The organism is Symbiopectobacterium purcellii, from assembly GCF_019797845.1.
Taxonomy (GTDB): domain Bacteria; phylum Pseudomonadota; class Gammaproteobacteria; order Enterobacterales; family Enterobacteriaceae; genus Symbiopectobacterium; species Symbiopectobacterium purcellii.
The window spans coordinates 2365870-2380208 of record NZ_CP081864.1 but is presented as its reverse complement, the minus strand read 5'-3'; the positions used below and the strand labels follow the sequence as shown (position 1 = coordinate 2380208).

Here is a 14339-nt window from a genome sequence, read left to right as displayed (position 1 = left end):
CTCTAGGGCCTTTGGGCCCTTTCTTTTTAGGAGCATCACATGTCAAACATGGTATTTCGCCACGGCGAGAGCAAGAAGTGGAAGGGTGTTGGTTACGACTATGAGATTGTCAGCGATGATGAGTTGCAAGAATTTATCGATGCCGGATGGTTTGCGCATCCTGATGAGTTGTTGAAATCATCTGCTGAGCCTGAGCCTGAGCCTGAGCCTGAGCCTGAGCCTGAGCCTGAGCCTGAGCCTGTTCAACGCAAGAAGCCGGGGCCAAAGCCTAAGGCGGTGAGTGATGCTGATAGCGACTAAAGGTGATTTGGTCAGGGCTGCATTGCGCAAGCTGGCGATCGCCTCCAATGCCACTCTGACCGATGTTGAACCGCAGTCAATGCAAGATGCGGTAGACGACCTCGAAACAATGATGGCTGAGTGGTATCAGGCCGGCAAAGGAATCATCACCGGCTATGAGTTCGCCGACATGGACAACCTGCCAGCGGAAGGTGACGACCACGGGTTGCGCTCAAGCGCTGTCAGTGCCGTGTATCACAACCTGGCCTGCCGGATCGCACCTGATTACTCGCTCGAGGCCACCGCGAAAATCATTGCCACTGCAAAATACGGCAAGGAATTGCTCTATAAGCAGACGGCGATCGAGAGAGCGAAGTGGGCTCCATATCCAAACAGAATGCCAATCGGAAGCGGTAACAGCTTTGCCACGCAGAATGGTTGGAATTTTTTCCCTGGAGTAGAACAGGATGCCGATACAACAACTACCACTGATTAAGGGAACCGGCAAAAATTTCCGCGATGCTGACTATGTTGACCTGCTTCCGGTCAATATGCTTGCTACGCCTAAGCAAGTGCTGAACAGTAACGGATATTTGCGCTCATTCCCCGGCATAGACAAGCGTTCAGATGTTGCTGGTGTATCGCGCGGGACGATGTTCAACACTGCTCAGAATGCCGTGTATCGCGTTTGCGGAGGTAGTCTGTATCGAGGCGCGTCGGTGGTTGGTTCGGTGTCTGGCTCTGGTCGTGTGAGCATGGCGGCTAGTCGCACCTCTCAGGCTGTCGGTGTCGGCGGTCAGCTTGTGCTGTATCGCTACGATGGCACCGTGAAGACGATGGCAAACTGGCCCGTATCGAGCACGTATACGCAATATGAGCTTGGCTTTGTGCGTGACGTAACCCGGCTGCGTGGGCGTTATGCGTGGTCGAAAGATGGCACAGATTCGTGGTTTATTTCTGACCTTGAAGATGAGTCACATCCTGACCGAAATAGCGCAGAGTATCGCGCAGAGTCACAGCCTGACGGTATTGTCGGCATGGGGACGTGGCATGACTCCATTGTCACGTTCGGTACGTCCACGATTGAGTATTTTTCCCTGACCGGTGCTACTACTGCCGGTGCTGCGCTGTACGTTGCACAACCGTCGCTCATGGTGCAGAAGGGCATTGCCGGGACGTACTGCAAAACGCCTTACGGTGACTCGTTCGCATTCATCAGCCATCAATCTACCGGCGCGCCTTCCGTTTATGCTATTAGCTCTGGTCAGGCATCACCAATCGCCACAGCATCAGTGGAAAAGGTTCTACGCGGATACACAGCGGCGGAGCTAGCTACCGGCGTGATGGGGTCAATCCGCTTTGACGCTCACGAACTGCTAATCATCCATCTACCGCGCCATGTGTTGGTATTCGACTCGGCAGCCAGCCAGAACGGGCCACAATGGGCCATCCTGAAAACTGGTCTGTTTGATGATGTGTACCGTGGTATTGATTTGGTGTTCGAAGATAACACCATCACTTGTGGAGATAAGCTGGAAGCGGTGACCGGTCAGTTTAACTTTGCGTCATCTGCTCAGTACGAAAAGCAGCAAGAGCACCTGTTATTCACGCCGTTGTTCAAGGCGGATAACAGCCGCGTTTTCGATTTCGAACTGGAGTGCAGCACCGGTGTTGCTCAAATTGCTGATCGCCTGTTTCTTTCTGCAACAACGGACGGAATCAACTACGGGCGCGAGCAGATGATTGAGCAGAACGCTCCATTCGTCTACGACAAGCGCATCTTGTGGCGCCGCGTGGGTAGAATCCGAAAAAACATTTGCTTCAAGGTGCGAGTAATCACGAAAGCCCCTGTAACCCTATCAGGATGTCAAATCAGGGTGGAATAAATGGCAGATCCGTCACTCAATGTGCCTGTAATCGTGCAGGCGCAGAGTATCAACTCAACGCTACTCCCGCCGATATTCTCCCAGCCTTACATGCTCTACGTCATCCAGCAGGCTACGGATGCGAGGAACGTTGCTGGTAAAGCGAATCAGGCTGGCTCCGGTGCTTATGATGCTCAAGTTAAGAACGACGAGCAGGACGTGATACTGGCTGACCACGAAGTGAGATTGGATGCTGCCGAGGCGACGTTAGCAAATCACGAAACGCGCATTACGGCGGCAGAGGCGACGCTTGCTAACCATGAGACAAGGATTAGCGCAGCAGAGACTACAATCGCGCTTCACACAACGCAGATTGCAGCAAACACCGCGCAGATAGCCAATCACGAAACCAGAATTACCACGCTTGAGACGAATTTTGCAGCATATCAGGCGTATATGAACCGGCAGAAATCGGAGGTGATTTACTCTGGCATATCTCTGACCATTCCGACCACATCAACCAACCTGCTTACATTGCTTGGGACGCTAACTCCGACCAGCGGAAAGCTATTGCCATTCTTTGACGTGGCAGCCGGGCGACTGAAAGCACTGAACAAGTTCAAGAACCTTAGTTTCAAGATAAACCTGCGCGGCACTTACACATCTTCATCTGGCAACCGCTCGATGCAGATAACCTTTGGCACCGCAGTACCTGACACGATTGTCGTTAGCCGTGACGCTGCAACGAGTATTGATGATGTGTTCATAAACACCTTTTTCGCTGTCGATGAGGGTGACGACATCGTATCGCCTGGCATCACGATGATGATTAAGGCCAATGGCAGCACGTTCACAGCTACGCAGATAAAAATAATCGCCACTCAATAGGAATCCCATGCTCACACAAATTGATGCTCTCACCGGGCAGGGATTAATGCGCCTGTGGGGTGTAAGTGATTGGATTGATCCGGGCGCTGAATATGCATTGTGGGGTGAGTGCTGCGTGTTCGCCCTGGTTCCTCAGGATGGATTCCTAGACATCCACATGGCTATGGATAAATCGCGCTGGCGTGAGTGCCGGGATGCTGGTGCTGCAATTCTTGCTGTCGTCGGTCACTGGAAGCTCCGCGCAATCATCCTTACCGACAGGCCGCGAGTGTGCAACTACGCCGCACGAATGGGATTCGGTGAGCGAACAACAGAAACGTTAAAGACTATCGACGGGCGCGAAAGCGCCTTTTTTATTATGTGGCGCGAGCCGGGAGAATATCATGGGCGGGATTGTTAGTGGCATTGGTGGTGCAGTCAGCAGTGTTCTCGGCGGCATTGGTGCAAACAAGGCGGCAAAACAGCAAGTAAAGGCCCAAGACCGCGCCATCGCAGCATCTCAGCAGGGATACAACAGTGCTGTAGAATGGATGTCACCCTATGAAGAGGCTGGGGCATCTGCACTTACCGGCCTGCAAGGGTTGGCGGGTAAGCCTATCGACCGCAATGCGCTTCTTACTCAATATTTCAAAAGCCCTGAGTACTCAATGATGGCTAATCAGGCTCGTTATCAGGGCCTAAATGCAGCCGAGGCAACTGGCGGACTTGGTTCAACGGCCACAGGAAACATGCTGTCATCCATCGCTCCGACACTTGGTCAAAACTATCTTGCTGACATGACCGATCAGCAACAAACGATGTACAACCAGCTTATGGGACTTTCTAACATGGGTGCTCAGTCTGCTAACGCGTTGGGTAACTTTGCCGTGGGTCAGGGAAATACCATGGCGAGTCTGCAACAGCAGATGGGGCAGATTAAAGCCGGTAAAGCGGCGTTGCCGTGGCAGGTAGCCGCCAGCGCAAATAGCAGCATCAACAATGGCGCGGCCAGTGACATAAACAGCTTTGGCGGCATGTTCGGCGGAATGATGGGAGGGCTGTTCTAATGGCTACTCAATTTGGCGGCTTGCAGGGGCTAGGCGCTCCAGTTAACTACTACGGAATGATTCCAGATTTTCGTGCAGAAGCATTGCAAGAAACGCAAAACCGGCTCGGTCAGCAGCAGGTTATCGGCGAACAAATGAAAAACGTCGAGATGCAGCGGCAATTAAGAGAGCAGAATGAATTGCGCCAGGCACTTCCCGGCGCAATGAATGACCCCGCTAAGTTGCAGGCGCTCGCTATCAAATACCCATCTCAGCTTAAAAACATTCAAGCTCAGCTTGGGTTTAAGAATGCGCAGGATGTTGACGCGACAGAGAAGGCGGTTAACGCCTTACAGCAGGCGTCATCGCTTGGGCCCGAGGCGGTGGCGAATGCTCTCGTTCGTCACGCTGGAGTCATCCAGCAGAAAGGAGCGACGCCGCAGCAACTGATGCAGATGTGGGCTCAGTCGCCTGAACAGTTCAATAACTTCATTGGCACCGTAAAACTCGGCACGCTTGGCGCGAAAGACCAGTTTGAGGTAAGGGATAAGCAGCAAGGGCGAGTTATCGATCAGGCTAGACTTGCGGAGACTGAGCGCAGTAACCGGGCTGGTGAGGCGGCGCAATGGGCGAACATCGGTATTGCACAGCAAAACGTTAATGTGCGCAAACTGGAACTGCAAGACAAGGCGCTTGATCGCCAGATCGCAAGAGAAACAAATCAGGTGCAGCTTGGCGTTTTGCAGGATAAGCGGGCGACAACGCAGCGAGAGCTTGAGCAAGCAAAGACGGACAAAGCTGATGCATACAATACAAGCATGGATACGATGTCACGCACTATTGATACGGCAAATAAGGTGCTAAACAGCCCCGGATTTACCGGGTATTTCGGCGTTAACCTAATGCCGGGTACGAACAGATGGATCCCCGGGACGGATGCCGCAGATACCAGCGCTTTAGTAGACACCCTCAAGTCTCAAGGATTCATGTCTGGTATTCAGCAGATGCGAGGAATGGGTGCATTGAGTAACGCTGAGGGGCAGAAGGTTATGGACGCCATTGGCAACCTCTCTGCAAGCCAATCTGAAAAATCAGCTCGCGCATCGATAAAGGCAATCATCGATACAACGCAAATGGCGCAGAAACGGCTACAGCAGAAGTATGGCAAGGATATTCCGGCGCAAAGCGCGCAACAGCAATCAGGCCAGCCTCAATCGCAGGCGGGATTTTCTTCACTATGGGGTGACTAATGGCAAAGGCTTGGAAGGATGTAATAGCTTCCCCTCAGTATCAATCCCTATCCCCTCAGCAGCAGACAGAAGCCCAAGCACAATACTTTGACGAAGTGGTGGCGCCACGCGCTGGTGATAATTGGGCAGGTGCGAGAGATCAATTTTATTCTACCTATCCTTCTGCTCTTGAAGTTCAGCGAGCACAAGAACAGCAAGCGCAACCAGCATCACCATCACCATCAATATCGGATAACGCTGAGCAGGCGGCTAGGGGGTTGGTGAACATACCATTCGACATCCTTCAAGGCGGCGCAAACCTGATTAATGCTGGTACTAGCGCGGTCGGTCTTGGCAATGTTCTCGACCCAGTCTATCGGCCCGTAGATAGGCCAACTGACCCATGGGCGCAGGCAGGCGAAGCAATCGGGACGTACCTTGTTCCCGGCGCGGGTGCAGTTCGTGGAGCAATGATTGGTTCTGTAGCAAACGCAGGTAATCAGCCGGGTGATTTTGCTGAGAACGCCACAGAGGAAATGGCGATCAACACCGCTCTGATGGGCGCACCTGCATTGTATCGCGGTGCTCGCCAACTTATCAGGGGGGGTGAGGCTGCTAACCCATCAGCAGGAGCAATAAACACCGCTAATGACGTTTCTCAATTGGCCCGATCTGCTTCTGGTCGTGAAGCTATTGCGAATCAGGCTTCCATTGTTAGTGATGACGTGGCTAAAGCCGCCGAGACAGCAGGTGTAGATGTTAGTACCTTAACTCCCGGCATGAGGTCAGGAAGTCGCGGCGTAGCACATGCGGAAGGTGCGCTCGCATCAACGCCGGGAGTAACACAGGACGCTCATTTTTTGGCCTTTAACGAGATAGCATCAAAATTAAACCGAAACTTGGACGAATTCGGCGCCGCCGCTGGTAATGCCTCTGAAAAAAGCGCCGCAATAAAAAGCCGCGTAATTTCAAATCTTGATGAAATGAAATCCGCTGAGCGTGCGGCATGGGATGAGGTTAGATCAACAATGCCACAGCAAAGGATGAGGCTTAGCAATGCTAATGCTGTCGTGCAGGGTGAGAAGTCAGCAGGAGTCCCGCTTACCCCTGAGATGAAACAGCTTGAGGCAGCAAATAACCGTTCAGGAGTTACTTTTGACGGGATGAAAGCGTGGCGTGCGAAATTTGCTGATGCCGAACAGAAGTACATCAGAACTGGAGAGGCAAACGCGGCAAGACGAGCAGGAGAAATGAGATCAGCCATTACTGATGATATGCGCGTTATGGCTGAAAGCGGTGGTTTCTTAGAAAGCTGGTCTGCCGCCAATGATTTATCAAAGGCGCGATTTGCAGCGCAATCCAGCGCTGAATCAATTTTCGGTCGTGATTTGGCTACTGACGCCCTTATTACGAATGGAGTAAAAGCGCTTCAATCATCTTCTGCAAAAGGACTCAATGGTCAAGGCGGATTTCATTCGATGATCTCTGCGTTGCCAGAATCTGAGAGGGTTGTCGCTGTGGCCTCAATTCTCCAAGACGCTCTATCTCATGGCGTTAGAGGTGGCAAGGCTGATGTTGCCGGTATTCAGCATGTAGCAACAATCCTTACGCCACAAAATTCAGCGGCAATTGGACGGTATTCTAAGGAGTTGGGACGCATTTCTAATGCATATGGAACCCTGGCACGCGCAGCCATCAAGCCACAGCAGTACATTGAAAGAACAGGAAGAACGTCAGACGTCCTTGACACGCTAAATTCTGGATTACCGAAAATCACAGAAACCGTACTTAACGCGATTGGTAATTCAACTTCTGGTGCGGTAGTTGGTGGGGTCGGTGGCGGCGTTGTTGGGGCTGCCGCTGGTGCTGTTGCCGGTGCCGCGATAAAGGGTACTGTTGCCAAGTTATCCAGTACTAGAAGCGGGAGATACGCCATCGAGAAAGCCATACAGGAAGCGACACGAGCGGTTAGATCTGGCGCATCCGAGCAATCACTTGCAGCAGCAGAACGGCGTTTTCTTTCTAACAAAATCGCCGTGAAAGCCATCAGGGATGCGGTGGGAAGTGAAGAGTTTAACCGCTTATCAAGGGCGGGCATCGTCGCTACGATAAGCGGGATTAACGGTAATTACGAGTAGCATGTAGCCAAGGATGGCTAATTAACCACGTTCCAAGGCCCATCGTTATACTGCCTACTGTCACACGTTACACTGCGTATCTTTTTTTCATCATAAGATGCTGAGGCGTATTCGCACACAGAACCAGCCCGATGATAAAAGTTTATATAACCATTTGATGAATCGGTAGAATACACAGAATAAGAGCCGTTGACCTTGATTATGGCATGCTTATCAGTGTCTCCTATAAACCATAACTCAAGGTTTGACCTAGCTTCAAAATCAGACCTCTCATATACCCATGGCTTATGAGTGGAGGCAAATGGTAAAGCTTTTTTTAGTAGCTCATTTTATTTTTTATTTTTTTGATAAAAATCATTGCCATAGTACAACCCAATGAATATGGGAAATAACAAAAACAGACACAAAAGAATTAAAAATGTCTTTTTTATTACTTTTTTAAGATCTCGATAAATTTCAGCAGATGTAGACTCATTCATCCCAACCTCCTTTTTAGTCAGGATAGCATGCATGCAGGGGAGATCATGAAGGTAAATCACCTTTCGTGATAGAACCGTGATTGCGCGATGATATCATGTCAAGTAGACTTGATAATGAACCATGCGTTCAAAGGAGGATATCATGCGAGCCAGTAATAATATTGACGGAAGAATTAACTTCTATGCTAGTTGCGTAGAGGTGGCTGAGCGCGCTCGCCCTTTACCCGTATTGAGAGCGATTGATGACATGGAAAATTACTTGTCAGAAGTGATAAGCGGTTTCACAGCATGCATTGAGTACGGGGAATGGGTCATAGATGAGATCGCATCCATTCCAGAAGTGATAAGCGAAGATTCTTTGCCTCGCATAGAGAACGGGCAGGAACAACTGCGAGAGTTGTACGAGTATTTCACCCAAACAGATTTGGATGCTTCCGCTTGGTGCGATAAAAACGATCATCTTCGTAAAGATCTGGCAAAAGCCAAGGAAGTCACAAAAGGACTTTTTGATCAGCAAGAGGCTTTGAAATGGGCCATCCTGGAGCATAACGTCGATGCTGGGCCAAAAGGTGAGCCATTGGTCGTCAATAATGTTGATGATTTACGTAAAGCGTTATCTTTCTTATGAGGGTGTCAATAAGGTCAATAGACCTTGGTCGGTATTCTTCATTCAAAAACAGTTATAAAAAATTAACCGACGATATCAAGGATTCGCTGCGCTTATCCCTTGAAAGCCTGATCATTGACCCGCAACCTAAGCGATTACGGCTAGAAAAGTTGCAAGGAAACAATAAACCTCCCATTTATACCATCCATATCACAGCAAATCACAGCCACAAGCTTAGCTTTGAGCTAAACGGGGATGTGGCTGTATTGCGCAGGGTTGGAACCCACAAAGAGATAGACCGTAAACCATAACCCCATCTCCGGGGCTATTTCTTATCCCCATACATAGCTTTAAGTGTCTCAAAAACAATTTTCTTGAACTCTTCCGCTTGCATACTTGCTAGTCGCTCAGCCTCGTCACGATAGCCTAGTATTGGCGACGGTTGAGCGAGGGATTCCGCCATCGTAGCGACAATCTCAGTGTTGATAGAACGCCTATTCATCTTGGCTTTCTGCTTTATTTTTGCATGTAATTCTGGCGGCAATCGCAAGTGGAACTGTATTTCATCCCTAACCATAAAATGATACCTCACCTAAAAGGGTGGATCGGCATCATATTGGCACCTGTATGTATTCACAATAGTACCATTTAGGCTCGTTATTAATTTATCAAAAACCAATTACCGCAGACCTGCTCTGTGGGGACTACTCACGCCCGGAGAAAATAATGGCGGATATCACACCCAATGTTGTCGTAAGCCAACCTAGTCAACTCTTCACGCTCGCACGTTCTTTCAAGGCCAACGCCAACGGTAAAATCTACATCGGCCAGATTGACACCGATCCGACCATCCCAAGCAATCAGATTCAGGTGTACTTGGAAAATGAGGACGGCAGCCACGTTCCTGTAGCCCAACCCATCGTTATCAACGCTGGCGGCTATCCGGTATACAACGGGCAGATTGCCAAGTTTGTGACCGTGCAAGGCCACTCGATGGCGATTTACGACGCCTACAACGTGCAGCAATTCTATTTCCCGAACGTGCTGAAGTATGACCCGGATCAGTTGAGCACTGCGCTGGCTCAGGAGGATGGGGCGGGTCAGGTAGGAACAAGCTCCGGTGTTAACCTACAAGAGTACATCAATGCTCTTTATTTTGATGTCATCGCTTTTTCTGAGAGTGAGCTATCTGCGCTTTTTGCTGTGCATAACAATATTCTGCTGAGAGTCAGCGCTATAACTGGACCAATAACCATCCCACCTTATAAAAAGTTAACGATAGTCCCTCTTGTTGGGCAGCACATCGTTACTGTAAAGGGGACAGGGACAAAGATACTTGTAAGCCGCGGCGCAGAGTTGTACGCGCCTAATCTAACCTGTACCAATGAAATAATGGACGTTGTTTCCGTGGTCGGGTCAAGCAGACCATCATTCATTCTTGCTGTTAGTGAGCGCCCCAAAATAAAGGTAAACATACAAAGTGAGTACAAATTAGGGCGCGGAATTGTGATGGATGCCTCAACGGATGCCGCCACAAATGCATCTGGGATTATTTCCGACGTTGATATTGATACGGTAATTCGTGGCATGGGTACGGCTTATGAAGAAATAATGACCAGAAATGGAACGGAAACGGATCCGACTTATATAAACAATAACCACATCAGGATTGTTGTTTGGCAGTGCAGGCGTGGGCTAATACAGCAGAACTATAATCACGGTGTTGATGAGAAAATAGAAGCTTCCGGAAATACCTACGACATTGATTATCAGACCGACGCTAACTCTGTTGATGTAATACAGATTTACGGAGCGCGAAACATAGTGAAGGGAAATGTATGGGATTTTGCTTACCCTGGCCTTCACTCGCAATCGATCCTCATCAAGGGCTTTAGCAATGATGTCGGATCGCGGAATTTTCCCGCTATCAACAGTGGATTTGTTTCAGTCGATAGCGCAATAACATCCCGCAATAACTACATAGGGTCAACATACGGTACTGATAGACAGGATATTTCACAGTTTTCACTCTTGTGGAGACCATATCACCTGTCTCATCCTGATGACACGCCAATTACAATGACATCGAACATATTCATGTTCCAAAATGAAAGGGTAATTAGCGCTGGAACGCTCGTTGATGTCGCTACAAAGAGGGTATATTTCCGCAGCACAGATAGGCTGCCACTGACGCTTCTTGGTGATGTCTTTATTAGAAATCACTCGGCGACAGCCGCCAATGTGCGCATTGGATTTGGTATATCAAACGCGTCTGGCAACCAGGCTTTAAGCGAAACATTCACAATCCCAGCCACTGGGCTGATCCGTGTTCCATTGCACGCGTTACTCACGTCAAACCGGCTGTATGCAACATCCGGCACTACGACATGGTACGGATTCCCATCGCTTACAGCGGGATTTATTAACTTCAACCTCTGCATCACAACAGATAACCCAGTTACTGTAGCGGGTTGCAACCTGCAACTGAGCAAGTTTGACTACTAATAAAAAACTTTCCCTGTGGGGCGCAGTGTGTTTTCAGCATCACTTGTCTATAACTATCAATGGATTAATATTTTTGACATTGAAGAAAATGCTTCCATATGCTCTAATGCGCTCACTTGGATCTAGCGCCTGGAGTTAAGGTGATATATTACTCGATTTTTTTAGCAGCAGTGTCCTTGATGCTTCTTTTGTCGGTGTATTACAAGGAAGCATCAGGATTTTTTTTCCGCTGGGCTGTATTTGTAACCATGGTTTTTTCTGGATTCAGATACGATGCTGGTAATGACTTTTTTACCTATCAAGACATGATCAAGGGCACTTTCCCATATGACAAGCTTGAGCCTATATCTAAAGCGTTAATTGAAATATCGTCATATTTTGGTGAGTCTTGGGTTTTTTTCTTAATAACATCTATTATTTATATTTATTCAGTGTATTATTTCTGCAAGGAATTATCAGACAGGCCACAGTTCTCATTTTTTCTGTTCTGCGTGCTACCTCTATCATTTTTAACATCATTTGGATACGTCAGGCAATTCTTGGCTATAGGATTTTTCTGTATTGCACTAGTTCATTTCCTTTATGGAAGAAAATTAAAATTTTGGTTGTTCTTTGTTCTGTCGCTTATGTGTCATTACTCGGCTATTTTCTTTCTTCCGATATTCCTGCTATATGGATTTTTATCAAAAAGGGTATATCCATTAGTGGTTTATTTGATTTTTATTGGCGTTGCTTTCGCATCATCTGGTTATGTTTTGTTGGCGTCTAAGTATGTTGGGGTGTACGGAGCTTATATCGATGGAGAAAGATTTATTGATTCCGGCAGGAAGATTGGATATGTTGTTATTGCGTTGTTTTTCTATTTTTACATATTCTCTTTAAAAGAAAGAAAAAAACTAAATGTATTTCTCCTAAATGTGTATTTCGTTTTTTCATGCGCTTACGCTCTGCTAATGCCATTTGGTGAATACATTGTGAGAATAATTTATTTCCTATTCCCATCTGCTTATATACTTTTTTCAAGCACCTTGGTGAGTAACGTAAAACTAAGACTTGTACAATCTATCGGGGTGATATGTTTTGGTATTGCTCTTTACTTTGCCACGCTTTACTTTGCCACAACCAATGGCGTGCGTGATTTTCTAACAAATTACTCTATCTCACTTTTTGTGTAGCGCGTGGCTCTCAGGAATTTGGTTGTCAGCTCAGCGCTGATCTGTCAACGCAAGCGCGCCCACTCTCGACGCTGGCGCGACTTAAGGTGCGGTGCGAATGCCAAGGATGGCTTATCACGGTAGATACACCGAATACTGAATTTATGGCCGATCTCGGACAGAACGCAATATCCGCAGATTTTAGCCTATAAAATGAAGTGAATCCCGTTAGGGTTTTACCATCATTTTACCATTGTTTTACCATCGACAAATTCCAGACGAAAAAAAACCAACCTTAACAGGTTGGTTTTCTTGGGATTATTTGGTCGGCACGAGAGGATTTGAACCTCCGACCCCTGACACCCCATGACAGTGCGCAGCATAAAAAAGCGTTCTCCAAAATGGAAAATATCTTTCGTAAAAACAGTGGGTTAGAAGGGAAAAATTTTGCACGTTATTCGATGTAAAACATAAAATATTTTCATATAAATCAATCTGATACAAAAATCATTTTTATCTACTGCTGCGCCACATGCACTGGTTCGAAGCGGCCGACCTGATTGTTAAGGGTATGGAAGGCGCAATCAAGAACAAGACCGTGACCTACGATTTCGAACGTCAGCTGGAAGGCGCTAAGCTGCGGAAATGTAGCGAGTTTGCTCAGGACATCATTGATAATATGTAATCCGCTGTTAAGCGTGGATTAACAATGGGGGCCAGCTCTGGCCCCTTATTTTTTGCGCCAAAAACCTTTCCCCAAAACTTTTCCCCAAAACTGTTTATGAATTAAACTATTTTGTTGCTGATAATCACCCGGTCCTTACCGCGGTCATCGTTATATTTGTCTGTCATTTCTTTTGACCTATGGCCCTGTAATTTCTGAGTATCGATCCCTTGCTCGCGGTAGAGCCTTTCTGAAAGAGAGCGCTGTTCGTGGAAGGTTGGTTCAGTTCCTGGATCCCATTTCAACCCGCTTTTGTCTCGTGCTTTTTTGAACGCAGAAGTCAGTGTTTTGGTTGAGACTTGTCCCCCTCGGGGGGCCTGAGACGTAGCATGTCTAAAATGCACCAGGTATTTGCTGATCACTGCATCCCGGCATTTGGCCACGACATTTCGTAAGGATATATCGAGAGCATCACAGCGAATGGATAGGGGGATTGCCAGGCGAGAGCCGGTTTTTTCCTGTTCCACATTCAGCATGTCATCCCAGATATCGGCGAATTTCATATTGCAGATATCCCCAAGGCGTTGACCTGTGACGATTGCCGATAGCATTCCGCACTGCAAGTTGGGGCGCTGCTTCATGCTGGTATCAAAAATGACTTTCCATTCGTCTAGAGATAGCCGTTGCCGTGTGATCTTATTTCTCGGCTGCCTGGTGGCCAGTGCCGGATTCTGACCAGGAGGAACATGGCCAGAGTGTTGAGCCTCTTTGAATACATCGATCAGGACCATTCTAACGACCTGGGCCATGCGGCTATGGCCATCATTTTTTACTGAGTCGATTATTTCCGCGATATCTACAGCAGTAATATCGTTGAGGTATTGCATGCCACAATGTTCGCGGAAGGGACGTAGCGGTTTGTTTTTTCTGTTTGAGCGAATTGGGCTTTAATTCACCGTGCTCGAGGCGTTCTTGCTGCACCTCGATATATTTATCGATCCGTTCCGTCACAGTGATGCCGGCGCGGATATTTTTCATCCGGGCAATGCGTTCGTTGACGCTCAGTATTTGGCGTGTCCGTTGTTCTGCAATTATCGTGTTGGCTTCGGGGGCGACCTGTTTCGCTTCGACCTCATCAGTGCCTAAACTATGAAACCTCCCTGTCAGTGGATGCTTATACTGCCAATAAACATTCCCCGTCTGCTTATCCAATTTGCAATACAGATTAGGGATATCGATTTTGTATGATCGCGGTCTAGCGGCCATCAGTGATGATCCGTTTTAATTTTGGGTTAGCATTGGTGGGTAATTGCGGCTCGGCTAAAATCCCAACGAACCGAGCCTCACGGTCTACCATCCATAGCCGACCAACCCTAACTGCTGGTGGTGCGATCATTTTCCCTTTGGCATATTTCTTGAGGAGCCGCTCACTGGGGGTCATTTGACCGAACTCTGCCTGTGCCCATTCAGTTAAAGAGATCATGCGTGACATAGTTCCTCCACACA

Annotated in this window: 13 protein-coding genes, 1 tRNA gene and 2 pseudogenes; 12 read left to right on the top strand and 4 right to left on the bottom strand. The window is 48.1% G+C overall.

Going from position 1 to position 14339, the window contains the following annotated elements; all coding sequences use genetic code 11:
- Positions 1 to 39: 39 nt before the first annotated feature.
- The 9 genes from K6K13_RS11050 to K6K13_RS11010 all read left to right on the top strand — a co-directional run bounded on the left by K6K13_RS11050 (position 40) and on the right by K6K13_RS11010 (position 8531).
- The gene (locus tag K6K13_RS11050) at positions 40 to 300 is read left to right on the top strand and encodes a hypothetical protein (RefSeq protein WP_222160815.1); all 261 of its coding nucleotides are present in this window, start codon (positions 40 to 42) and stop codon (positions 298 to 300) included.
- A complete protein-coding gene (locus K6K13_RS11045; RefSeq protein ID WP_222160814.1) occupies positions 284 to 775 on the top strand; it encodes a packaged DNA stabilization gp4 family protein in 492 nt (163 codons plus the stop codon). Before K6K13_RS11050 ends, K6K13_RS11045 begins: the two co-directional genes overlap by 17 nt.
- Complete coding sequence (locus K6K13_RS11040; RefSeq protein ID WP_222160813.1) at positions 747 to 2165, top strand: packaged DNA stabilization protein; 1419 nt, start codon at positions 747 to 749, stop codon at positions 2163 to 2165. The genes K6K13_RS11045 and K6K13_RS11040 overlap by 29 nt, the downstream gene beginning before the upstream one ends.
- Positions 2166 to 3032, top strand: coding sequence for a tail needle knob protein (locus K6K13_RS11035; RefSeq protein WP_222160812.1), 867 nt, complete (start codon positions 2166 to 2168; stop codon positions 3030 to 3032).
- Positions 3033 to 3039: 7 nt separating this feature from the next.
- Positions 3040 to 3432, top strand: a complete 393-nt coding sequence (locus tag K6K13_RS11030) for a hypothetical protein (protein ID WP_222160811.1) — start codon at positions 3040 to 3042, stop codon at positions 3430 to 3432.
- Positions 3416 to 4078, top strand: coding sequence for a P22-gp17 family phage DNA ejection protein (locus K6K13_RS11025; RefSeq protein ID WP_222160810.1), 663 nt, complete (start codon positions 3416 to 3418; stop codon positions 4076 to 4078). The genes K6K13_RS11030 and K6K13_RS11025 overlap by 17 nt, the downstream gene beginning before the upstream one ends.
- Positions 4078 to 5307, top strand: a complete 1230-nt coding sequence (locus K6K13_RS11020; protein ID WP_222160809.1) for a phage DNA ejection protein — start codon at positions 4078 to 4080, stop codon at positions 5305 to 5307. Before K6K13_RS11025 ends, K6K13_RS11020 begins: the two co-directional genes overlap by 1 nt.
- Positions 5307 to 7424, top strand: coding sequence for a P22-gp16 family phage DNA ejection protein (locus K6K13_RS11015; RefSeq protein WP_222160808.1), 2118 nt, complete (start codon positions 5307 to 5309; stop codon positions 7422 to 7424). The genes K6K13_RS11020 and K6K13_RS11015 overlap by 1 nt, the downstream gene beginning before the upstream one ends.
- A gap of 621 nt (positions 7425 to 8045) precedes the next feature.
- Positions 8046 to 8531 (top strand): hypothetical protein, encoded by a 486-nt coding sequence (locus tag K6K13_RS11010; protein ID WP_222160807.1) that lies wholly within the window; start codon positions 8046 to 8048, stop codon positions 8529 to 8531.
- Positions 8532 to 8835: 304 nt separating this feature from the next.
- Here the strand turns inward: K6K13_RS11010 and K6K13_RS11005 are convergent, their stop codons facing one another.
- Positions 8836 to 9087 carry an Arc family DNA-binding protein gene (locus tag K6K13_RS11005; RefSeq protein ID WP_222160806.1) on the bottom strand — a complete coding sequence of 84 codons (252 nt, stop codon included), beginning with the start codon at positions 9085 to 9087 and terminating at the stop codon, positions 8836 to 8838.
- A 149-nt stretch (positions 9088 to 9236) separates the two neighbouring features.
- Between K6K13_RS11005 and K6K13_RS23210 the strand changes: the two genes are divergently transcribed.
- Together K6K13_RS23210 and K6K13_RS10995 are read left to right on the top strand one after the other, a co-directional pair.
- Positions 9237 to 11015 (top strand): phage head-binding domain-containing protein, encoded by a 1779-nt coding sequence (locus K6K13_RS23210; RefSeq protein ID WP_252120475.1) that lies wholly within the window; start codon positions 9237 to 9239, stop codon positions 11013 to 11015.
- A gap of 179 nt (positions 11016 to 11194) precedes the next feature.
- On the top strand, positions 11195 to 12190 hold the full coding sequence (locus K6K13_RS10995; RefSeq protein ID WP_252120509.1) for an EpsG family protein: 996 nt from the start codon (positions 11195 to 11197) through the stop codon (positions 12188 to 12190).
- A gap of 302 nt (positions 12191 to 12492) precedes the next feature.
- Here K6K13_RS10995 and K6K13_RS10990 read toward each other — a convergent pair.
- Positions 12493 to 12707: transfer RNA gene (locus tag K6K13_RS10990), tRNA-Pro, on the bottom strand.
- On the opposite strand from K6K13_RS10990, the pseudogene K6K13_RS10985 reads away from it, so the two are divergent.
- Positions 12687 to 12854: pseudogene (locus K6K13_RS10985) on the top strand (NADP-dependent isocitrate dehydrogenase); the annotation flags it as partial. The gene K6K13_RS10990 and the pseudogene K6K13_RS10985 sit on opposite strands and share 21 nt — an antisense overlap.
- 101 nt (positions 12855 to 12955) lie before the next feature.
- On the opposite strand, the pseudogene K6K13_RS10980 reads toward K6K13_RS10985, so the two are convergent.
- Positions 12956 to 14099, bottom strand: a pseudogene (locus K6K13_RS10980) (phage integrase Arm DNA-binding domain-containing protein).
- Positions 14089 to 14325, bottom strand: a complete 237-nt coding sequence (locus tag K6K13_RS10975; RefSeq protein WP_222160804.1) for an excisionase — start codon at positions 14323 to 14325, stop codon at positions 14089 to 14091. The pseudogene K6K13_RS10980 and the gene K6K13_RS10975 overlap by 11 nt, the downstream one beginning before the upstream one ends.
- Positions 14326 to 14339 lie beyond the last annotated feature (14 nt).